At 46.5% G+C, this 21,470-nt stretch carries 20 protein-coding genes; 13 read left to right on the top strand and 7 right to left on the bottom strand.

Annotated elements, in window-relative coordinates; genetic code table 11:
- Positions 1–214: 214 nt before the first annotated feature.
- Complete coding sequence (locus tag CEF21_RS21495; protein ID WP_241156739.1) at positions 215–835, top strand: hypothetical protein; 621 nt, start codon at positions 215–217, stop codon at positions 833–835.
- 33 nt (positions 836–868) lie between these two features.
- Here CEF21_RS21495 and hemQ read toward each other — a convergent pair whose 3' ends face one another.
- The gene (gene hemQ / locus CEF21_RS00560; RefSeq protein WP_123912937.1) at positions 869–1,627 is read right to left on the bottom strand and encodes a hydrogen peroxide-dependent heme synthase; all 759 of its coding nucleotides are present in this window, start codon (positions 1,625–1,627) and stop codon (positions 869–871) included.
- A 257-nt stretch (positions 1,628–1,884) separates the two neighbouring features.
- Between hemQ and pta the strand changes: the two genes are divergently transcribed.
- On the top strand, positions 1,885–2,859 hold the full coding sequence (pta, locus tag CEF21_RS00555) for a phosphate acetyltransferase (protein WP_123912936.1): 975 nt from the start codon (positions 1,885–1,887) through the stop codon (positions 2,857–2,859).
- Between the two features lie 349 nt (positions 2,860–3,208).
- The gene (gene lipL / locus CEF21_RS00550; protein WP_123912935.1) at positions 3,209–4,051 is read left to right on the top strand and encodes an octanoyl-[GcvH]:protein N-octanoyltransferase; all 843 of its coding nucleotides are present in this window, start codon (positions 3,209–3,211) and stop codon (positions 4,049–4,051) included.
- Positions 4,052–4,111: 60 nt separating this feature from the next.
- Here the strand turns inward: lipL and CEF21_RS00545 are convergent, their stop codons facing one another.
- Entirely contained in the window at positions 4,112–4,879 is a 768-nt protein-coding gene (locus tag CEF21_RS00545; RefSeq protein ID WP_481747610.1) for an RsfA family transcriptional regulator, read from the bottom strand.
- Between the two features lie 244 nt (positions 4,880–5,123).
- Between CEF21_RS00545 and CEF21_RS00540 the strand changes: the two genes are divergently transcribed.
- The 3 genes from CEF21_RS00540 to CEF21_RS00530 all read left to right on the top strand — a co-directional run bounded on the left by CEF21_RS00540 (position 5,124) and on the right by CEF21_RS00530 (position 7,386).
- Positions 5,124–5,348 (top strand): YuzB family protein, encoded by a 225-nt coding sequence (locus CEF21_RS00540; RefSeq protein ID WP_123912934.1) that lies wholly within the window; start codon positions 5,124–5,126, stop codon positions 5,346–5,348.
- Between the two features lie 190 nt (positions 5,349–5,538).
- Positions 5,539–6,843 (top strand): HD domain-containing protein, encoded by a 1,305-nt coding sequence (locus CEF21_RS00535; RefSeq protein ID WP_123912933.1) that lies wholly within the window; start codon positions 5,539–5,541, stop codon positions 6,841–6,843.
- Between the two features lie 36 nt (positions 6,844–6,879).
- On the top strand, positions 6,880–7,386 hold the full coding sequence (locus CEF21_RS00530; protein ID WP_123912932.1) for a YwgA family protein: 507 nt from the start codon (positions 6,880–6,882) through the stop codon (positions 7,384–7,386).
- 439 nt (positions 7,387–7,825) lie between these two features.
- Here the strand turns inward: CEF21_RS00530 and CEF21_RS00525 are convergent, their stop codons facing one another.
- Both CEF21_RS00525 and CEF21_RS00520 read right to left on the bottom strand, forming a co-directional pair.
- Complete coding sequence (locus tag CEF21_RS00525; RefSeq protein ID WP_123912931.1) at positions 7,826–8,608, bottom strand: arylamine N-acetyltransferase family protein; 783 nt, start codon at positions 8,606–8,608, stop codon at positions 7,826–7,828.
- Positions 8,609–8,664: 56 nt separating this feature from the next.
- Positions 8,665–8,850, bottom strand: a complete 186-nt coding sequence (locus CEF21_RS00520; protein ID WP_123912930.1) for a 2-hydroxymuconate tautomerase — start codon at positions 8,848–8,850, stop codon at positions 8,665–8,667.
- 124 nt (positions 8,851–8,974) lie between these two features.
- On the opposite strand from CEF21_RS00520, the gene CEF21_RS00515 reads away from it, so the two are divergent.
- Positions 8,975–9,646: a site-2 protease family protein gene (locus tag CEF21_RS00515; RefSeq protein ID WP_241156738.1), complete on the top strand. Its 672-nt coding sequence runs from the start codon at positions 8,975–8,977 to the stop codon at positions 9,644–9,646.
- Positions 9,647–9,659: 13 nt separating this feature from the next.
- Positions 9,660–10,172, top strand: coding sequence for a YwhD family protein (locus tag CEF21_RS00510; RefSeq protein ID WP_123919863.1), 513 nt, complete (start codon positions 9,660–9,662; stop codon positions 10,170–10,172).
- A 32-nt stretch (positions 10,173–10,204) separates the two neighbouring features.
- On the opposite strand, the gene CEF21_RS00505 is transcribed toward CEF21_RS00510, so the two are convergent.
- Positions 10,205–12,274: a transglycosylase domain-containing protein gene (locus CEF21_RS00505; protein WP_123912928.1), complete on the bottom strand. Its 2,070-nt coding sequence runs from the start codon at positions 12,272–12,274 to the stop codon at positions 10,205–10,207.
- Positions 12,275–12,501: 227 nt separating this feature from the next.
- On the opposite strand from CEF21_RS00505, the gene speE reads away from it, so the two are divergent.
- From speE to argS, 4 genes are all read left to right on the top strand, one after another.
- A complete protein-coding gene (gene speE / locus CEF21_RS00500; protein ID WP_123912927.1) occupies positions 12,502–13,332 on the top strand; it encodes a spermidine synthase in 831 nt (276 codons plus the stop codon).
- Between the two features lie 56 nt (positions 13,333–13,388).
- On the top strand, positions 13,389–14,267 hold the full coding sequence (speB, locus tag CEF21_RS00495; RefSeq protein WP_123912926.1) for an agmatinase: 879 nt from the start codon (positions 13,389–13,391) through the stop codon (positions 14,265–14,267).
- A gap of 146 nt (positions 14,268–14,413) precedes the next feature.
- Entirely contained in the window at positions 14,414–14,845 is a 432-nt protein-coding gene (locus tag CEF21_RS00490; protein ID WP_123912925.1) for a YwiB family protein, read from the top strand.
- Positions 14,842–16,512 (top strand): arginine--tRNA ligase, encoded by a 1,671-nt coding sequence (argS, locus tag CEF21_RS00485; protein WP_123912924.1) that lies wholly within the window; start codon positions 14,842–14,844, stop codon positions 16,510–16,512. Before CEF21_RS00490 ends, argS begins: the two co-directional genes overlap by 4 nt.
- 322 nt (positions 16,513–16,834) lie before the next feature.
- Here argS and uvsE read toward each other — a convergent pair whose 3' ends face one another.
- Complete coding sequence (gene uvsE, locus CEF21_RS00480; protein WP_123912923.1) at positions 16,835–17,794, bottom strand: UV DNA damage repair endonuclease UvsE; 960 nt, start codon at positions 17,792–17,794, stop codon at positions 16,835–16,837.
- Positions 17,795–17,853: 59 nt separating this feature from the next.
- Entirely contained in the window at positions 17,854–19,068 is a 1,215-nt protein-coding gene (cls, locus tag CEF21_RS00475; RefSeq protein ID WP_164462055.1) for a cardiolipin synthase, read from the bottom strand.
- Between the two features lie 185 nt (positions 19,069–19,253).
- Between cls and CEF21_RS00470 the strand changes: the two genes are divergently transcribed.
- Positions 19,254–21,365 carry a (Fe-S)-binding protein gene (locus tag CEF21_RS00470; protein ID WP_123912921.1) on the top strand — a complete coding sequence of 704 codons (2,112 nt, stop codon included), beginning with the start codon at positions 19,254–19,256 and terminating at the stop codon, positions 21,363–21,365.
- Positions 21,366–21,470: the final 105 nt, after the last annotated feature.

Here is a 21,470-nt window from a genome sequence, read left to right as displayed (position 1 = left end):
GCATTCCCATTGCACTGACTCCAGCACCTGCCGCCCTCATCTGCCTTGAAAGCTTCTTGTCATGTATTCACCCCTGAGAAGAGAAAGACTGAATACCATACTCAACACAGATAGTATGAGAAAAGAAATGGAATTATTCTTTTTTATAACAGGCAAAAAACGCTCATTGGTACATAGGGTAGAAAGAGGAAATAGAAAAAGAGGAGGCAATCACTTGTACAGCAGCTACAATAGCATTGGACATTCGTTAGCTTACAGGCAAGTAAGAGCCAACATTATTACTCTCACCGAAATTCAGCTGGCAGGCTTTGCTTCTGCTGCCCCTGTACTAACGATAAACGGAGATGATGGAACGAGCTTTAGGGCAAGGAGGACCGGCAATGGCAGCTACCGGCTTACCGGAAGCCAGCTTCTTAAAATTGGGGTAAGCTACCGAGTCGCGGATTTGAATATCCGAGTGGCCGTTCCCAAGCTGTTAATGGCCAGGCAGACGGCGGCAAATCAGATTGAAATCGTTTATGATCGACCTTGCGATCTTGCCTCTGCTTTAAAAGTGACGAACTATTGGATCAGAGTTAATCAGGCGCAGCCGTCAGGAATCGGTACAGTCGGAATGAATGGGCAGCTGCTTGCTTCGAACAGCCTGACCCCTCAGAACTCGGTGATCGCCCCTTCGGATTCATCAAAAATGCGGTTCACAATTTCATTTAGGCAAAGTGCAGTGTCCGGGGTGGTCCATGAAGTTCTCCCTTGTTTTGTGAATGAGGAGGGGCATACCGGCTACAGAGGAGAGAACTGGGATCAGGACAGCAGCAATCAATTTACCGCGCGCTAAAAAGCTCTTTCCTGATGGAAAGAGCTTTTACTGTTAAATATGGAAAAACGACTGGACCTTTTCAGGAGAAAGAATATTTCCGACATAGAAGGATCCAAATTCGCCGTATCGGGCACTTACCTCGTCAAACCGCATTTCATAAACAAGCTTTTTAAACTGAAGAACGTCATCGGCAAAAAGGGTAACGCCCCATTCGTAATCATCAAAACCAACAGAGCCGGAAATAATTTGCTTAACCTTGCCTGCGTATTGTCTGCCAATCATTCCATGGCTTCTCATCAGGCTTTTACGCTCATCCATCGGAAGCATATACCAGTTGTCGTTGCCCTGTCTGCGCTTGTCCATTGGATAGAAGCAGACATGCTTCGCTTTTGGAAGCTCCGGATATAGCCGCGCGCGCACCTGAGGATTTTCATACGGGTCTCCGTCTCCTGCAAGGTAGTTGCTCAGCTCAACGACAGATACATAGGAAAATGCCGGCAATGTGAATTCAGCAAGGCGGGATTTATTAAATTCCGTTTCAATCTCGTTCAGTTCCTCCATAGTCGGCCGCAAGAGCATCATCATGAAATCTGCTTTTTGTCCAACAATGCTGTAAAGAGCGTGACTGCCTTTTCCGGCTTTCTCCACTGCGCCCCATTTTTCAAGGAGGCCGGAGAATTCATGGATAATCATTTCGCGTTCGTCGCCCGTCAGCATCTTCCATGCTGCCCAGTCAAGCGTTCTGAAATCATGCAAAGCGTACCAGCCGTCAAGGGTTTGTGCAGCTTCGTTTTTCGGCATTTCATTCATTTCATTTCACTCCTATTCTCTCTATTCATTCTAACCTAACTATATCACAGTTTAACTCACGGATTTGTGAATAAAACTTGAAGGAAACAAGGATGATAAAGGAGGAAAAAAAGGCGCGCTGAGTAGTCAGTTAGTTTTGAAAATAAAGAATTATTGACTGATAACGCTGTCATAACGGGCGATGACTTGAATTTCCTGCTCAGTAAAGTATCCTAAAACAGGAAGCATATGAGGCATTAAATAAGGAGGGCATTCATTTGTCAGATTTGTTTGCAACGTTAAAAGAAAAAGTGACAGGTAAGGATATTAAAATCGTTCTTCCGGAAGGCACCGATGAGCGGATTTTAACAGCGGCATCCCGTCTTGCTGAAGAAGGCGTTTTACAGCCAATCGTTATCGGCAGCAAGCAGGCGGTTGAGCAGAAAGCGGCTGAACTGAATGTAAAGCTTGACGGTGTGGAAATTAAAGACCCGAACAGCTTCGAAGGCTTCGAAGACATGGTTCAGGCATTTGTTGAACGCCGTAAAGGGAAAGCAACGGAAGAGCAGGCGCGCGAAATCTTAAAAGACGAAAACTATTTCGGAACGATGCTTGTATATATGGGACAAGCCCACGGCTTAGTAAGCGGAGCGGCACACTCTACAGCCGATACCGTTCGTCCTGCCCTTCAAATCATTAAAACAAAGCAAGGCGTGAAAAAAACATCCGGCGTATTCATCATGGTTCGCGGAGATGAAAAATATGTATTTGCCGACTGTGCCATTAACATTTCACCGGATGCTCAGGACCTGGCTGAAATCGCGGTTGAAAGCGCAAATACAGCAAACATGTTCGATATTGATCCACGCGTTGCGATGCTAAGCTTCTCAACAAAAGGATCCGCTAAATCCCCTGAAACAGAAAAAGTGTCAGAGGCGGTAACGATCGCAAAAGAATTGGCTCCAAACCTCGTACTGGACGGGGAATTCCAATTTGATGCGGCATTCGTTCCGTCTGTAGCAGAGAAAAAGGCTCCGGATTCCGTCATCAAAGGTGATGCGAACGTATTCGTATTCCCTAGCCTTGAAGCCGGAAACATCGGCTACAAAATCGCTCAGCGTCTAGGGAACTTCGAAGCAGTCGGACCGATCCTTCAAGGTCTGAACATGCCCGTGAACGATCTATCCCGCGGCTGCAGTGCAGAGGATGTTTACAAGCTTTCTCTTATTACAGCAGGACAAACCGTACAATAATGATTGGCAGAAAGCCGGAACGAATCCTTTTCGTTCCGGCTTTTTTGGGTGGTGTTTTAGTGGTGATCTTTGAAAGGCGGTGCTTCGGTGCTTTTTAAATAGGGGCCTGTCCCGCATTGCTTCACCGTATCAGGGGACAGAGGCATTAAAGAAGGATCCCTTATAAGCCAAGGGTTTACAGAGAAGGTACCAGAGCTTTAGTACGGTAAAATTTCAGGGGACAGACCCCTGCTTAAAAGACTGCCCCCTGCTAAAACCGCCTGAAATGAACCCCTCCTTTTCCGGTTCCAAACGTTCATGCTATAATAAAAAGCGATAGAACGACCGGAAAAGAAAGGAATACATGACCATGACAGAAAAATCTTTGAGCCTATTAATGCAGCCGGAATGGAGAATATTGGATCAGTCAAGTCTTGGACCTCAATTTGACGCAAAGCAGTCGTTTGCTTTTGATGATACACTTTGTACGTCAGCCGGCTCCCTGGCGTCCCCTGCGACGGCCAGGACGTGGGTCCATCACGATACCATTGTGCTCGGGATTCAAGATACAAGGCTGCCTTTTATAGAAGAGGGAATCGAATATTTAACGTCTCTCGGCTATCGGACAGTTGTCAGAAATTCAGGCGGGCTTGCGGTTGTATTGGATGAGGGCGTTTTAAACATTTCTCTCATTTTTCCTGAAACAGATAAAGGAATTGATATAAACAGAGGGTATGAAGCGATGTGGGAGCTGATTAAGGTCATGTTTCCGGAGCATGCTGCTTTCATTGAAGCAAGGGAAATTAAGGGGTCCTATTGTCCGGGAAGCTATGATTTGAGCATTGGCGGGAAAAAATTTGCCGGAATATCGCAAAGGCGTCTTCGAAACGGGGTCGCTGTGCAGATTTATTTGTGCGTGACCGGCAGCGGATCCGGTAGGGCTGGCGTAATCCGGAATTTTTATGAGAAGAGCCTCAGAGGAACTCCGACGAAATTTGAATATCCAGTCATCGTACCGGAAGTCATGGCGTCATTGAATGAACTGCTGGATGAAAACATGACCATACAGGATGTCATGCTTAAGCTCCTTACCGCTCTGAAAAACCTGAGCGGACGGATTTTTTCTTCCTCTTTATCTATGGACGAGCAGCTGATTTTCGAGAAAAATCTGACGAGGATGATTGAGCGGAATAAAAAAATAGGGATTGTATAAAAAAGGACGCCCACAGCTGTGTGAGCGTCTTCTATATAAATAGGGGGAGGGGGAAATGGACTATTCCGCTACTTTTTCAAGGTTTCCGTTGCGGTCCATCTTGAATTTTGGCGCGGAACGGTCCTCTTCTTCAAACAAGGTAAGCTTTCTGGCGCGATTCATAATTTTCATCAGTGTTTCGTAGTCTTCCTGAATCGTGTCTGAATCCTCTTCCATTTTAGCAATTTTCATTTCAAGCTCTTCATTGCGGCTGGCGAGTTCATCGAGTTCTCTTTTCAGCCGGATATTTTCCTGCTTCAGAGCGGTATTGTGGTTCGCCCGGCTTTCGTATGTTTCAAGAAACGCAATGACCTGATCCATTGTAATGGCCCCTGCTGATACAGCTGATACAGGCGCAGGCTGCTTGAGACTAGTATAGGAAACCCCATTCAGCTCCTCGTCATCCAGGACGTCCTCCTGTTTAGGCGGAACATAGGCTGAAATAGCAGGTTCATAGGCTTGTTCTTCTGCCGTCTCCTCTGCATAGACAGGCTGAGCCAAAGCCGTTTCAGGCGGTGCGTATAGCAGTTTTTTCTTGGCGGGCTGGCCTTTTCCGAGTGCCCTCATTTTTTGTTTCCGCTGTTTTTTCGCAAGCTGGAGCGCTTTCTCATATTGATGCCGGACGACTGCGTTCCAGCGGAATCCGCAGGCAGCGGAAGTGCGATTCAATTTATCTCCTACTTCTTCAAATGCATTCAGCTGCGTACTTCCTTCGCGTACATGACGCAGAACGGTTTCTGCAAGCAACAGGTCATTTTCTTCCGACCAGGCATCCTGTCTCTGTTTCATGATCTCAACTCCCATTAACTGTAATGTTTTCCTGATAACAGAATGGCCGGAATCGAAGCCTTTTATACATCATTTTTAAAAGGATAATAGAAAAATTTTGAAAGTTTCGGAACATGATTGAATGCTTTCTGAACTTGCATGTGAAGAAAAATCAAGGTAAAATAGCGTTTAGTGTTTTGAAAAGGCAAAGAGTGACAAAACTCTTACAATAGAAATTTTCAACGAAGAAAGGAAATGGGGATTCATGGCGAATGAATTTCGTATTTGCGACGATTGCCAGGCGACAAACATTAAAACGCTTGTCCCCCGCTTGAAAAAAGTGGATCCGGATGCACCGATAGATATTGGCTGTCAATCCTATTGCGGACCCGGCAGAAAAAAATCGTTTGCATTTGTAAATAACCGTCCAGTCTCTGCGCTGAGTGAAGACGAACTGGTTGAAAAAATAGAGAAAAAACTGAACAAATAAATCGCCGGGCGTCTTCATGCGCTGGTGATTTTTTTTCTTGCTCCGAATTCCGATTACCGATCCTCCTAACAGGGCAATAAAGAAGTATGCCCTCTTAATTTGCATTAATTTCAAAATATAGGAAAACAGCATTCAATCAGCACTTGAAAACCGCTATAATGGATACAAGTAAAACGGAAGAGGGAAAAGAATGGCTAATCGAAACGGTAAATTGTCGGAAGAAAAGGTATTTAAAGACCCGGTTCACCGCTATATTCACGTGCGGGACAAGCTCATATGGGATTTGATCGGCACGCCGGAATTTCAGCGCCTGCGCAGGGTGCGGCAGCTTGGCACAACCTATCTGACCTTTCACGGTGCCGAACACAGCCGGCTCAACCACTCGCTTGGAGTATATGAGATTGTCCGCCGAATCGTGGACGATGGTTTCAAAGGAAGACCTGAATGGAACGAAGAAGAGCGCCTCGTCAGCCTTTGTGCTGCCCTTCTCCACGATTTGGGCCATGGCCCCTTTTCCCATTCATTTGAAAAGGTATTTCACATGGATCATGAGGATTTTACCCGCCGGATTATTCTCGAGGATACGGAAGTAAACCGTGTTCTTAAAACGGAAGGGAAAGACTTTCCGAAAAAGGTGGCGGAAGTCATTGCAAAAACCTATTCCAACAAACAGGTCGTTTCCTTAATTTCAAGCCAAATTGACGCGGACCGGATGGATTATCTGCAGCGGGATGCCTATTATACAGGCGTCAGCTACGGCCATTTTGATATGGAGCGGATTCTCCGGGTTATGAGGCCGAGGGAAGATCAGGTTGTCATCAAATACAGCGGGATGCATGCTGTAGAAGATTACATCATGAGCCGTTATCAAATGTACTGGCAAGTATACTTTCACCCCGTTACACGAAGTGCGGAAGTGATCCTGACTAAAATCCTTCACAGGGCTAAGCAGCTCCACAAAGAATATTACACATTTAAGCAGGAGCCTGTGCATTTCTATTCTCTGTTTGAAGACGAAGTCACCTTAAAAGATTATTTAAAGCTTGACGAATCTGTCATTCTCTTTTACTTCCAGGCCTGGGAAGAGGAAGAAGATGAGATTCTGTCCGATTTATGCCGCCGGTTTTTGAACCGCAACCTGTTTAAGTATGTTGAATTTAATCCTTCCAATGAACAAATGATGAAGCTGATGGAACTGAAAGCCCTGTTCAAAAAAGCAGGAATTGACCCTGATTACTATCTCGTTTTAGACTCTTCCTCCGATTTGCCGTACGATTTTTACCGTCCCGGCGAAGAAGAAGAAAGACTTCCAATTCATCTGCTTATGCCAAACGGAGAAATACGGGAATTGTCCAGACAATCTGAGATCGTGGACGCCATTTCCGGAAAAAGAAGAACCGACCACAAATTGTATTTTCCAAGGGACCTGATTGAAGACCTGTCAACAAAGCGCACGGCAAAGAAAAAGATTTTGGAACTGCTCAATCTTACATAGATAGAGAGAATTACGGAGTTAGGAGATGAAGGGGAATTGCTAACAGAACATGCAAAAGTTTTGAAGGTATTTTCGTCGGCCGGTGAAGTCATTGGACGGAAGAAGCTTCAAAAAATGATCTACATTGCGAAAAAAATCGATTATCCATTCTACGAAAAATATGATTTTCATTTTTACGGGCCCTACTCGGAGGAACTGACCCTGAGGATCGAAGAACTGTGCAACCTCGGCTTTGTAGACGAAGTCCGCGAAAAGAAAGGCGGTTACTACCAGTACCGCTACAATTTAACCGATTCGGGAGAAGAATTCCTGGCCAACCATGACCTTGAAATTCCGCCTCTCGATGTTTGCATGACAGACTTAAATCAACAGTCCGCTCGTTTCCTTGAACTGGTTTCTACCGTTCTTTACTTTGACAGCCTCGAGCGGGAAGAAGTGAAGGAAAAGGTGTTCACCCTGAAAAGCAAGCAGAAGTATACGGATGAAGAAGTAGACGAAGCGTACACGTATGTAGAGGCGCTCCGGGAGAAAACGAAGCATTGAAGAAACGAGCTGATCCCCTGGGATTGGCTTGTTTTTTTGGTTTTTGCTGCTGTTTTGTTCTTTGCACTGACCCTCACCGATTCACCGCAGCGGGGTCCAGAGCAGAGAACCGTCAAACCCTTGGCAGAACACGAATGAGAAGCAGGAGGGACGGAGATTTAGTGCTTTAGCAGAGCGGGGGTCAGTGCTATGCACTGACCCTGACCGATTCACCGCAGCGGGGTCCAGAGCAGAAAATCGTTAAACCCTTGTCAGAACACGAATGAGAAGCAGGGGGGGGACGGAGGTTTAGTGCTTTAGCAGAGCGGGGGTCAGTGCTATGCACTGACCCTCACCGATTCACCGCACCGGGGTCCGGAGCAGAAAATCGCTAAACCCTTGGCAGAACACGAATGAGAAACAGGGGGGACGGAGATTTAGTGCTTTAGCAGAGCGGGGGTCAGAGCAAACCCTGTAAACCAAACTCCTTCTCAGCCATTTTCTGAAACTCTCCAGCGGAAAGGGGATGCTTTTCTGTACGCCCATCTTCCGTAACCGAAAAGGATGCTTCGGATAATGTTTTGACACCGGTTTCTGTCCTCATGGCAGCAAGAGGCTTCTTGTTAAAAGGAGAATCAGGATTGTCGTGGATTTTTGCCTGAATGTCGTAAAGGTCAGTTAAGTTCAATGGCCTGTCCGCGTGAAAAGCATACCCGATTTTCCAGCTATCCTGCTGCTCAGAGTCCAGCCTCATTTCTAGCAGGTGGCTGCCTTCGCTTGTGGATTTTTCGCGAATCCGGAATTTGCCTGTGGCGGATTCGGTCATTTCTCCATTCATGGGAATAGGCTTTTGGGCCACGTTCGTTCCAAAACCGCTGTCCAGCAAATAAGAGGAGCTGTCCGTACTCAGCAGAATGGCAGCGTGTGTTCCGGATAAGCTCCATTTCTGCTCAGCATGGTTGTATACCGTTCCCTGTATAAGCTGTACGTCTAAATGATTCTCGGTGAGAAAATAATAAAGGAGAGGATTCAGCTCATAGCAAACCCCTCCGCGGCGCTGTTCCAGTATTTTAAAGGATAGGGATTCTGCGGTAAGCGGAATTTTTTTGTTGTCCAGGATGCCGAAATTCTCAAATGGAATGGTAAGTGAAAAGGCCTTTAAGATGCGTTCCAGGTCCTCAAATTGGACCTGTCCGCTGTTTTCCAGACCGACTCTTTTAAGGAATGATGCATGCAGGTTCATTACTAGGTTCCCCCTTTATAAAAACGGCCCGCCGATCTCTCGGCAAGCCGTCCATGTTACATATCGCTTAGCCGTTTTCCGGCAACACCGTAATGATTTTTCGTCATTTCTTCAATAAATACGACAATTTTATCCTCGGAAGCTCCGGTTGTTTCGGAAACAGCGGCTGTTACTTTTTCCACGAGGGCTTTCTTTTGCTCTTCTGTACGGCCTTCAAGCATTTTAACGGTTATGTACGGCATGGGAATCGCTCCTTTTTTAAAGTGAAAAAACATAAGAACTTGAACCTGATATTCATCTTCAAATATAGTATACTTTAATCAGAAAATCGATGCAGTGATTATGCGTGCCAAAGGAGCAGTGTGCGTGGAAGATACATTCAGTTTTTTAGCCTTTGATTTTGACGTTCTGCCGTACGTAATTATTACTTTGCTTGTTGCTTTTACGGTGCATGAGTTTGCGCATGCATATGTCGCATATAAATTTGGAGACCCGACGGCCCAAAAAGAGGGAAGACTGACATTATCCCCTATTGCCCACCTGGACCCTTTCGGTACGATTCTGATTTTAATTGCGGGCTTTGGATGGGCTAGACCTGTTCCGGTGAACCGGTTTTATTTCAAAAAACCGAGGCTTGCGGGTGTTCTCGTTTCCGTTGCCGGCCCATTGAGCAATCTGCTTATGGCTTATTTGGGAACGGTCTTATGGAGCATTCTGCTGCTGACAGGAGTGACCGACAGCGTTTCACCAGCCGTATCCGATGCGCTGATGAATTTCTTTCGGATCTTTGTCGGTTTAAATATTACGCTTTTCCTGTTCAATCTGCTTCCGCTCCCTCCTCTTGACGGATATCGAATCCTGGAGGATTTGGCACCGAGGACGTGGCGGCCGAAAATGACGCAATTTGAAACATACGGCTTTATCGTTTTCATTGTCCTTTTTGTGACCCCGCTCGATCAATATACGGTTTGGCCGTTTCTCGATAAAGGCAGTGAATTAATAAGCACCCTTTTGGGCGTATTAAACCCGCTGTATTAGGAGGATGTTCGTGATGGAAGAAAAAAAGAAAAAGAATATAGGCTTTAATATTATTAAAAAAAACGATCAGAATGACGGTCATGGAGGCTTTGGGGTTGGTGCACTCAGCCTGGATAACATATCCCCGGTATTCGTAGATGTCACAGAAGGCGAAGCGTTTGTAGATGTCGGTGCGATGCATGCGAGAAGCGTCGTTGAAAAAGGCATCAAATTTCTTCCGAATAAAGAAGATGTCCCGGATGCCAAACCGTTCTGGCTAGTCTGGGTGACGACGGACCGGAAAGAGGAAGGTCCTTATTATGCAGGAGTCACAGCATGTGAAATGACCGTGAACCGAGAAATTCGAAGAGGCTATAAGTCGCTTCCCGAGCACGTAAATAAAATGGATAAATCCATGAAGCGGCACATCATGGTCGATCACATGGATGACAAATCCAAAGAAATTCTCGCACAATTCCTTATTTCTCATGATGCCGGCATGTGGCAGCGTTCAGATGAAAAGCTAAAAGAGGGATTAAAGGCGTAAAAAAAACCGAGCGGCGGACCCGCTCGGTTTTTTTAATCCCAAAATTTAAATTTATTCCAGAACCCCTTCTTCTCGTCCGCCTGCTTTTTTCCGGCGGGTTCTGTTTTGTATTCGAGATGATCGGTGCACGTTTCTGTCGGTTCTGTTCCTGACTTGTAGTATACGTAACGCTTCACAGGACACCCCGGGCCTGCGAGCTTTCCGTTTTGCGGGTTAATATAAACGCCCGTTACTCCTTCAGGAGGTTTGAATTCCTTCATGGGCCTTCCCCGCAGTGCATCCTCCATAAACCCGGCCCAAATAGATTTTGCGTACGTTCTTTCTTCCACTTGTTCCATTTTCAAATCCCGGTCATATCCGGTCCAAACCCCTGTGACGAGCTCCGGACTGTACCCGATCATCCAGCTGTCCGTTTCCGTTGTACCGGATTTTCCTGCATAGGAGCGGGTCAAATGCTTGGCAATCCTTCTTCCTGTAACAGATGTATAGGAATTGAGTTTTTTATCAAACATGCCGGTCATCAGCTCGGTTGTGACAAACGCGGCCTGCTCATTCAGAATTTGTTTTCCCGGGTGCTGTTTCCACTGATAAAGAACGTTCCCCGCCGCGTCTTCAATTCTTGCGACGTAAACCGGACGGATTTGTTTCCCTCCGTTTGCCAGAATTCCATAGGCGTTGACGATTTCTTCAAGCCTTGCCGGAGCTGTCCCCAGTGCAAGAGAAGGAATAGCGGGAAGCTTGCTCGTAATGCCGGCAGCTCTTGCGGTTTCTGCCAGTTTTTCAGGCCCGATAAATAGATGGGTTTTCACCGCGTAGATGTTATCGGACAAGGCGATGGCTTCGGCGAGCGTGATTGGGCCGTTCGCATAATAATCGTTGTAATTGCTCGGTTTGTAAGTAGACTTGCCTGAATCGTATTCAAAAACGGTCGGTTTGCTGACCATCATTGTCGATGGCGTAAAACCGTTCTGAATGGCTGCATAATAAAGAAGGGGTTTAATTGTTGAACCGGGCTGCCTTAGCGCCTGCGTGACCCGGTTGAACGGACTTTTCTTATAATCGCGTCCCCCTGTCATCGCACGCACGGCACCTGTTTCGGGGTCCATCGAAATGATCCCTGCCTGAATGGATGAATCCGGATCAATGACTTCCTTCAGCTGCCGTTCCGCTTTTTTCTGAAGGTCAGGATCAAGCGTAGTATAGACCTTGAGTCCCCTTGTGGAAAGAGCCTCCTGGTCCACACCAAGAAGACGGGCTGTTTCTCTCATCGCCTGATCATAAAAGTAGGACGCTTCTGTATCGGCTGCCTCTTCTGTTTTATGTTCTTTATAGACAAGCGGAACCATTTCAGCCGCTTCAGCCTGCTCCTTGCTCACAGCCCCTGCTTTAACGAGAGAGGAGAGGATCAGCCTCTGGCGCTCCTTCGCTCTTTTTTCATTCAGGAGCGGAGAGAACTGGCTCGGTCCTTTTGGAATGCCGGCCAGCATGCTCGCCTCAGCAAGGGTTAAATTCTTCGCGCTTTTGCCGAAATACGTTTTCGATGCCGCCTCAATTCCATATGCGCCATGGCCGTAATAGATGGTATTTAAATAACCCTCCAAAATTTGCTCTTTGCTGTAATTGACTTCTAGACGAATGGTATAAAACGCTTCAGTCAGCTTTCTTGTCCACGTTTTGTCGTGGCTTAAATAAAGATTGCGGGCATACTGCTGGGTAATGGTGCTTGCCCCCTGTATTTTAGCCATCGCCTTCATATCGGCGAGTGCAGCTCCGGCAATTCGTTTAAAATCAAACCCGTGGTGCTCATAATAATGGCGGTCTTCTATAGCCAATGTGGCTTTAACGGCGTAAGGGGAAATATGTTTAAGGCTGGTCCAGTACCGTTTCTCCCCATAATGCGTTTCTCCTAATTTTGAATGATCGTCTGCAAACACGATCGTTGCCTGTGGTACGTTCAATGACGGCGGGCCCTGCAGCCTGGCTGTAAGGAGAATGATGCCTGCGGCTATTGACAATAGGGCGAGCAGGAGCAAGCTGATGAAAAACAAAGCACGGACCAGCTTAATGGTCTGCCTGATTCTGGAAGGATGGATCACGTTCATTCTTTTACACCCCGTTTCGTCACATTCTTTTCTTACCATTATGGAAAAAGAACGGCTTTTCTAAACAAGCAGAGGCATTGAAAAATTTCTTGCATTTTTGCAGGATTCCTCTATACTTTTTTTGAGGTTGATACAGGGTTTTGTTTCATTTTGATAGGGTAGGTTAAAAAGTGAGCAAAATAAGACGGTCTCCGAAATGAACACACACACGAAAGGATGATTAAAACATGTCCGAACTATGGTATACAGAGAAGCAGACTGACAGCTTTGGAATCACAATGAAAATTAAGCGCACTTTACATACAGAACAAACGGAATTTCAGCACCTGGAAATGGTGGAAACCGAAGAATTCGGCAACATGCTCTATTTGGACGGCATGGTGATGACGTCTCAAAAGGACGAGTTCGTTTACCATGAAATGGTGGCGCACGTTCCTCTTTTCACGCACCCGAATCCTGAAAACGTCCTTGTGGTAGGCGGCGGTGACGGCGGGGTCATCCGTGAAATTCTTAAGCACCCAAGTGTGAAGAAAGCAACGCTTGTGGATATTGACGGAAAAGTCATTGAGTACTCAAAAAAATTCCTGCCTGAAATCGCAGGAAAGCTTGATGATCCGCGCGTAGATGTGAAAGTAGGAGACGGGTTCCTTCATATCGCGGAGAGCGAAAACGAGTACGATGTCATCATGGTCGACAGCACAGAGCCTGTCGGACCGGCAGTCAATCTTTTCACAAAAGGCTTCTATGCAGGGATTTCAAGAGCACTGAAAGAAGACGGAATTTTCGTGGCGCAATCGGACAACCCATGGTTCACTCCGGACTTGATCCGCAACGTACAGCGCGATGTACGCGAAATCTTCCCGATCACGAATCTTTACATTGCCAACATCCCGACATACCCAAGCGGCATGTGGACATTCACAATCGGATCCAAAAAATACAATCCGCTTGAAGTGCCGGAAGAGCGTTTCCATGAAATCGATACGAAGTACTATACAAAAGAGCTTCATAAAGCAGCATTCGTACTGCCGAAGTTTGTACAGGATTTAACAAAATAACATCAGCTAGAAGGGCGTTTAATGAAAACGCCCTTTCCTAAATTGGAGGGTGAAAAATGAAATTTGATGAAGCTTATTCGGGGAACGTATTTATTAAAAGCCATCCGTCTTATGAGGAAAGCGAGGCGGTCATTTACGGCATGCCAATGGACTGGACTGTGAGCTACCGTCCGGGATCAAGATTCGGCCCGGCCCGCATCCGCGAAGTGTCCATCGGCCTCGAGGAGTACAGCGCGTATCTGGACCGTGAGCTTGAAGAGGTAAAATACTTTGACGCAGGCGACATCCCGCTTCCATTCGGCAATCCGCAGCGCAGCATCGATATGATTGAGGAATACATTGACGGTCTGATGGCAGCGGACAAGTTCCCGCTTGGCATGGGCGGGGAACACCTTGTTTCCTGGCCGGTGATGAAAGCTGTCGCGAAGAAATATCCTGACCTTGCAATCATCCATATGGACGCCCATACGGATCTTCGCGAGGAATATGAGGGAGAACCGCTTTCCCATTCTACGCCAATCCGCAAAATTGCCGAGCATATCGGACCTGAAAATGTATACTCCTTTGGCATCCGTTCCGGTATGAAGGAAGAATTCCAATGGGCGAAGGAAGCTGGCATGCACATCTCGAAATTTGAAGTGCTTGAGCCTCTTAAAGAAATTCTGCCAAAGCTAGCCGGACGTCCGGTATATGTAACGATCGACATTGACGTATTGGACCCTGCCCATGCTCCTGGAACCGGAACTGTGGACGCAGGGGGCATTACCTCTAAGGAATTGCTTGCATCCATCCATGAAATCGCCCGTTCTGAAGTGAAGGTAGTTGGGGCAGATCTAGTAGAAGTAGCACCAATTTACGACCCTTCCGAGCAGACTGCGAATACAGCGAGCAAGCTCATCCGCGAGATGATCCTTGGCTGGGTTCAAAAGCGCTAGAAAACATAAGGACTGTTCACATAAGGCGCCGTTTTGGCGATTTATAGCGGACAGTCCGTTTTTTTATTTCCAAATTCCGCGTTCTATTGAACTTTCTTGGAAGAATCTTTATACTATTGTAGTTATAGTGGAAGGATGTGTCCGGAATGAAAGAACAGACACCAGTAAACCTCTACATTCATTCTAAGATCAGAAATGAAGGAGATACGGAAATCATTGAGTTCCGTTCAAGCGGCAGCTTTTACATAAAAGATTCGGTTCCCTACCTGTCTTATAAAGAAGAACAGGAATACGGAACCATCCAGACGATTGTGAAAATGAAGCCCGGCGAAACGCTCGTCTTCAGGTCGGGCGCTGTCTCCATGAAACAGCGTTTTATTAAGGATACCGAAACGCTCACGCATTATAAAACCCCTCTCGGTACCCTGCAAATGACCACGTATACGTCAAGAATGACTCAAGATATTCATCCCGAATCTGCTGAAGGCAAACTGGAAATTGAGTACGAATTGCACATGGGAGAAGGGCAAAGCCACCTTCACTCCCTTTTAATTGATTTTAAGGAGGCAACGTCATGAACATCGTCGAGCAAATGAAAGAGCGGTTAAAAGAAGAAGTAAAAGCTTCAGTTCAGAATGCAGGACTTGCAGAAGCATCGCAAATCCCGGATGTGATCCTCGAAGTGCCGAAAGAAAAAGCACATGGAGATTTCTCTACCAATATGGCTATGCAGCTTGCAAGAGTGGCAAAAAAAGCGCCGCGCATGATCGCAGACGAAATCGTCAAGCACTTTGACAAAGAGAAAGCATCGATCGAAAAAATAGAAATTGCAGGACCTGGCTTCATCAATTTCTACATGAACAATGCCTATCTTGCCGATTTAGTACCTGCCATCCTTGAGGCAGGAGAAAAATATGGAGAAACCAATATTGGGAACGGCGAAAAACTTCAAGTCGAATTTGTTTCAGCCAACCCGACAGGAACCCTTCACCTCGGTCACGCACGGGGAGCAGCTGTTGGGGATTCTCTATGCAACATTCTTGAAAAAGCGGGCTATGATGTTTCACGGGAATACTACATCAATGACGCAGGGAACCAAATCAACAACCTCGCTCTATCCATAGAAGCCCGTTACCTGCAGGCAGTCGGCCAGGACACGCCTATGCCGGAAGACGGCTATCACGGCCAGGATATTAAGGAAATCGGCCAAAAGCTTGCTGACGAATACGGCGACCGTTTTGTAGCGGAGTCCCGTGACGAACGCCTTGGATTCTTCCGTGAATACGGACTGAAATTCGAAATGGATAAATTGAAAAAGGACCTGGATGCCTTCCGTGTGCCGTTTGATGTCTGGTATTCAGAAACCTCTCTATACGAGAACGGAAAAATTGATACGGCTCTTGCCGCTCTTCGCGAAAAAGGCCATATCTTTGAAGAGGAAGGGGCAACATGGTTCCGCTCTACGGAGTTCGGGGATGATAAAGACCGCGTCTTAATTAAAAACGACGGCTCTTACACCTACCTGACACCGGATATTGCCTACCACAAAGATAAGCTTGACCGCGGATTCACAAAGCTTATCAACATCTGGGGCGCAGACCACCATGGCTACATCCCGCGTATGAAAGCCGCGATCGAAGCGCTCGGCTATAGTAAAGAAACGCTTGAAGTGGAAATCATTCAGCTCGTCCATCTGTACAAAGACGGCGAAAAAATGAAAATGAGCAAACGGACCGGAAAAGCCGTGACCATGCGTGACCTAATGGAAGAAGTCGGCCTGGACGCTGTGCGCTATTTCTTTGCCATGAGAAGTGCAGATACACATATGGACTTCGACATGGATTTAGCCGTTTCAAAATCCAACGAAAACCCGGTATTTTACGCTCAATATGCTCATGCCCGTATTTGCAGCATGCTTCGCCAGGGCGAAGAGCAGGGGCTGTCCTTCGGCAAAGAAAACGTATTAGGCGCTGAACTTTCCGAAAAAGAAACCGATCTGCTGAAAAAGCTGGGTGAATTCCCGGAAGCAGTGGCAGACGCTGCCCAAAAACGCATTCCGCACCGCATCACCAACTATATTTTCGATCTGGCATCCACACTGCACAGCTTCTACAACGCAGAAAAAGTATTGGACCCGGAAAACGAAGAGAAATCAAAGGCACGCCTTTCTCTAATGAAAGCGACCCAGCAAACATTGAAAAATGCACTAACACTGATCGGTGTATCTGCACCGGAAAAAATGTAACATCTTTGCCCCCGTACCTAATGGTGCGGGGGTTTTTCCTTTCGGCTTGCACTGACCCCCGGCGCTTCACCGCAGCAGGGGACAGAGGAAGATATTTGTAAATGCCTGTGCGGAAAGGGTTCGTACCGAGCGGTGACGGAGTTTTAGTGCTTTATCAGAACGGGGGTCAGTGCATTGCACTGACCCCCATTCCTTCACCGTACTGAGGGACAGAGGAATAACCAGCAAAGTCCTTGTCAGAAGGAAGATTAAAAGAGAAGGGGACGGAGTTTTAGTGCTTTAGCAGAGCGGGGGTCAGTGCACAGCACAGCCGCTCACTCCCTCACCACACCACACTCCCCCCGTCCATCCGCTTCACTCCGCGTATTTTCGAGACGTCCTCCACTAGTTTGAATAAGGCGAAATCCTTCTGTTTTGCCTCAATCATCATATCCACATCAACATCGAATTCCTTCAGCATCTTGAGAAGAGGCAGGATATATTCCGCATCCACAAAATCCGCGTGACTGCGGTATTCTTTTTCACTTTTGGGCGAAGACAGGTGGATTTTCGGCGGAAGGCCGACGCGATTCCAAGTATGAAAAAATCTCGGAAGCAAATCCTCGAGTTTATCATCCCCTTCATTTTTGTTCGCCTGATGGTGGTGATAATCAAACATGAGGGGAATGCCTCCCTTTTCGCATATTTGCAGCGTTTCATTTGTTGTATAGGTTTTATCATCGTTCTCCAAAGTCATTCTGGAGAAAACAGGGGCCGGCAGCGATTGAATGTTTTCAAAAAAACGTTCGGCGGAAGCGGTTTTGTCCCCGTATGCCCCGCCGACATGGATGTTCATTAGACCTTCCTCTTCAAGTCCCATGGCTTCAAGCATGTCAAAATGATACGCCATGTCCCTCACGGAATTTTCCGTAATGGAAGGCCGGTCACTTGTAAAAAGGGTAAATTGATTGGGATGAAAACTTGTCCGGATTTTGTGTTTTTTTACTAAATCTCCAATTTCTCTAAACGCATCCCTGAATGGGGTGACAAAATCCCAGCTTGCATCAGGGTGGGTTGCGAGCGGAACCAGGCTTGATGAAAAGCGGTATAGGTGAATTTCATGTGCAATGTTGTAATGAATAATACGCAGCGTATGCTCAAGATTTTGTCTCGTAACGCGGTGAAGCGCCTCTTCGCGTTCATGGTTTTCAAGATTTTTATATCTCGCAAAGGTCATGGTTTTAGCGGGTGAGCAATCCCACAGAGAAAGGGCGTTTGCGACGTAGCCAAACCTGATTTTCATGGTTCTCTCCTTGTTTTACAGAATGTTTGACAGACCGCAGGTGACAGGGGTATAAACCCTTACAAAAACAGGGACACAAAAGTGGCCGCTTTTTCCTTTACCCTCTGTACATACGGCCTTTTCAGGTAATCCTCGTACAGCAGCTGTTCGGAATCGTGGATGTCTTTTAAAATGCTGGCTCTCACTTTTTCTGCGAAAGCCCGATCCTCAATAAACGCATTCATTTCATCATTTAAATACATACTCCGTTTGTCAAAATTTGCTGTTCCGATATCACAGAACGCTTCATCAATCAGGATAATCTTTGCGTGATAGAAGCCTGGATAAAATCGGTGAATCTTTGCCCCGGCTTTAAGCAAAGGCCCGTAATAGGGAAAAGCTGCTTCTTTTACAAGCAGATGGTCGGAGCGCATCGGTACGATGATTCTTACTTTTACCCCTCTTTCCAGAGCACGAAGCAGTTCAGTCTGCAGTTTGCTGCCGGGGATAAAATAGGGAGAGCAGATGATGATTTCTCTTTTTGCACGATGGATAAAAGAAAGGAACTGGTCATCAAGTGCTTTTCCGTATGTAGAAATAAACCGGTAACGAACCGTACCGGATGCTTCAGCGGAGATTTCGGGCAGATGGAAGCGGTTTGCCCCTGTCTGATTCCAGTCCCTTTGAAATTGTTCCAGCAAGTCCTGAATCCCTGCCCCTGTAAAACTAAGATGGTAATCACGCCAGTATCCGAGCTTTGGATTTTTCCCGATGTACTCTTTCCCGATATTATATCCGCCGAGGTATCCGGTTTGGCAGTCAATCACTGAGATTTTCCGGTGATTGCGGGCTTGAAGAGTGAAAAAAAAGCAAGGAAACTTTGGGGTATGTGAGTATGAAAAATGAACTCCCTGTCGCTGAATTTGCTTCAGGATTTTATTTGAAGCTTTCAGGGATCCAAGCCGGTCCAGAAGCAAATAAACTTGAAGCCCCTCCTGTGCTTTTTTTCCTAAGATCGTGAGAAAGGTCTGGCTGATTTCTTCGTCCCCTTTTACGATATAAAAACTTACATAGATGGATGACCGGGCATTCTGCAGCGATTGAAAATAATGCTGATAAAATTCCTGTCCATCTGAAAAAAACTGGATGTCTCCATTTCGGTACGGATATAGCATGGGTCCGTTATTGCGAAGATGCCGGCTGTAGCCAAGCGAAAAATCGAGACGGATCCAAACCGTAACGAGGAGGACAAAAAGAATGATCATAAAAAAGGCCATAGCCATTCCCTCTTTCAAATTGTATGTGTCTCCTTTATGATGGACGAGATAGGGAAAATTATGAAAAAGATTCAAGGAAAAAGGATTGACTGAATGCTCATTCATATTTATGATGAAGATAGGGATAATTTCTGAAAATTTTCTGTTTTGAAATTTTCTGAAGATGGGAGATACATTTTATACATCAGATAGGGGGAAACGGAATGAACACACTGCTGTGGATCAATCTTATTGCATTCTTGTTTGTAACCGCTTACGCAGTTGCGCTGTTTGTTCATTTAATCCGCTCCCGGATTGCTTACATCCGGATGGGCAAAAAAGAAGAGTTCGATGGAAAGTGGAAAGAGAGACTGGACCGGATATGGGTGAATGTTTTTGGCCAGAAAAAGCTGCTGAAGGATAAAAAGAGCGGAATCATCCATGTCATGTTCTTTTATGGGTTTATCCTCGTTCAGTTCGGTGCCATTGATTTCATTATAAAAGGACTGTCGCCTGGCAGCCATTTGCCGCTTGGGCCGCTCTATCCGGGCTTTACGTTTTTCCAGGAGATTGTCACGTTTGTCATTTTAGTAGCAGTTGTATGGGCTTTTTACAGAAGATACATTGAAAAACTCGTCCGCTTAAAACGGAATTTTAAAGCGGGACTCGTCCTGATCTTTATTGGCGGACTCATGCTTTCCGTTTTGCTCGGAAATGCAATGGGCATCATTTGGCATGATCATGAATTAACATGGACAGAGCCGATCGCATCGTCCCTCGCATTCCTTTTCAGTTTTATGAATGAAACGGCCGCAATTGCCGTTTTCTACGTATCGTGGTGGGTGCATTTGCTGATTTTGCTGACGTTCCTTGTGTACGTCCCTCAATCCAAGCATGCCCACTTAATCGCAGGACCGGCCAATACATTCTTCTCCAGAGTGGGGCCGCCGGCAAAGCTTGAAAAAATTGATTTTGAAGATGAATCCCAGGAATCATTCGGAGTGGGGAAAATAGAAGATTTCCGCCAGTCCCAGCTTATTGATCTTTATGCCTGTGTGGAATGCGGAAGGTGCACAAACATGTGTCCGGCAACCGGAACAGGCAAAATGCTATCACCTATGGACCTGATTTTGCGTTTAAGGGATCACCTTACAGATAAAGGGGCAGCCGTAACCTCCCAGACACCATGGGTGCCGGCCTTCGCCTTTGCCGAAACACAGGGGAATCAGCTGGCCATGGCTTCAGCAGGTCAGGGATCCAAAGAAGCAGCCGCAGCTGTCGCGTACAACCCGAGCCTGATTGGCGAAGTCATTACAGAAGAAGAAATCTGGGCTTGTACGACTTGCCGCAACTGTGAAGACCAGTGTCCGGTCATGAATGAACACGTGGATAAGATTATTGATCTTCGCCGGTATCTTGTTTTGACTGAGGGTAAGCTTGATGCCGATGCACAGCGTGCGATGACGAACATAGAGCGTCAGGGGAATCCTTGGGGACTGAATCGCAAAGAGCGTGAGAACTGGCGTGAAGCGCGCGAAGATGTGGTCATCCCGACGGTGAAAGAGCTTCAAAAACAGGAGGAAGAGTTTGAATACCTGTTCTGGGTGGGCTCCATGGGATCCTTTGATAACCGCAGCCAGAAAATCGCTCTTTCTTTTGCCAAGCTGATGAATGAAGCGGGTGTGAAATTTGCGATCCTCGGCAATAAGGAGAAAAACTCAGGCGATACACCTAGAAGACTTGGAAATGAGTTCTTATTCCAGGAGCTGGCGACGAAAAATATTGATGAATTCGAGAAAATTGGTGTGAAGAAGATCGTCACGATCGATCCGCATGCCTACAATATTTTCAAAAATGAGTATCCGGACTTCGGACTGAATGCAGAGGTCTATCACCATACCGAACTGCTTGCGAAGCTTGTGAAGGAAGGCAGACTGAAGCCGGTGCATGAAGTGAAGGAAACGATTACCTTCCATGATTCCTGTTACCTTGGACGCTACAATGATGTGTACGATGCGCCAAGGGACCTTTTAAAAGCGATTCCAGGCGTCAAGCTTGTTGAAATGGCCCGCAAACGGGAAACCGGAATGTGCTGCGGAGCCGGAGGCGGTTTGATGTGGATGGAAGAGGATACAGGAACCCGCATCAACGTAGCGAGAACCGAACAGGCACTTGCTGTGAATCCGACCGTCATCAGCTCGGGATGTCCTTATTGCCTGACGATGCTCAGCGACGGAACCAAAGCGAAGGAAGTTGAAGAAACGGTATCCACCTATGATGTAGCCGAGCTGCTTGAAAAATCGGTCATCGGAGATGTGAAGAAGGAAATAGCATAAGAAAGGGAGATAAGGCGGTGCTGTATGTACTGCCTGTCCCTTTTTAACTGAACTGAGCGAGCGTTCAGTCGCCTTTAAATGTAAGCGCTTGCTACTAACCTTGAG

This window comes from Bacillus sp. FJAT-42376 (genome assembly GCF_003816055.1).
In the GTDB taxonomy this organism is placed as follows: Bacteria; Bacillota; Bacilli; order Bacillales; family Bacillaceae; genus Metabacillus_B.
This window is presented reverse-complemented; position numbering and strand designations above follow the sequence as displayed.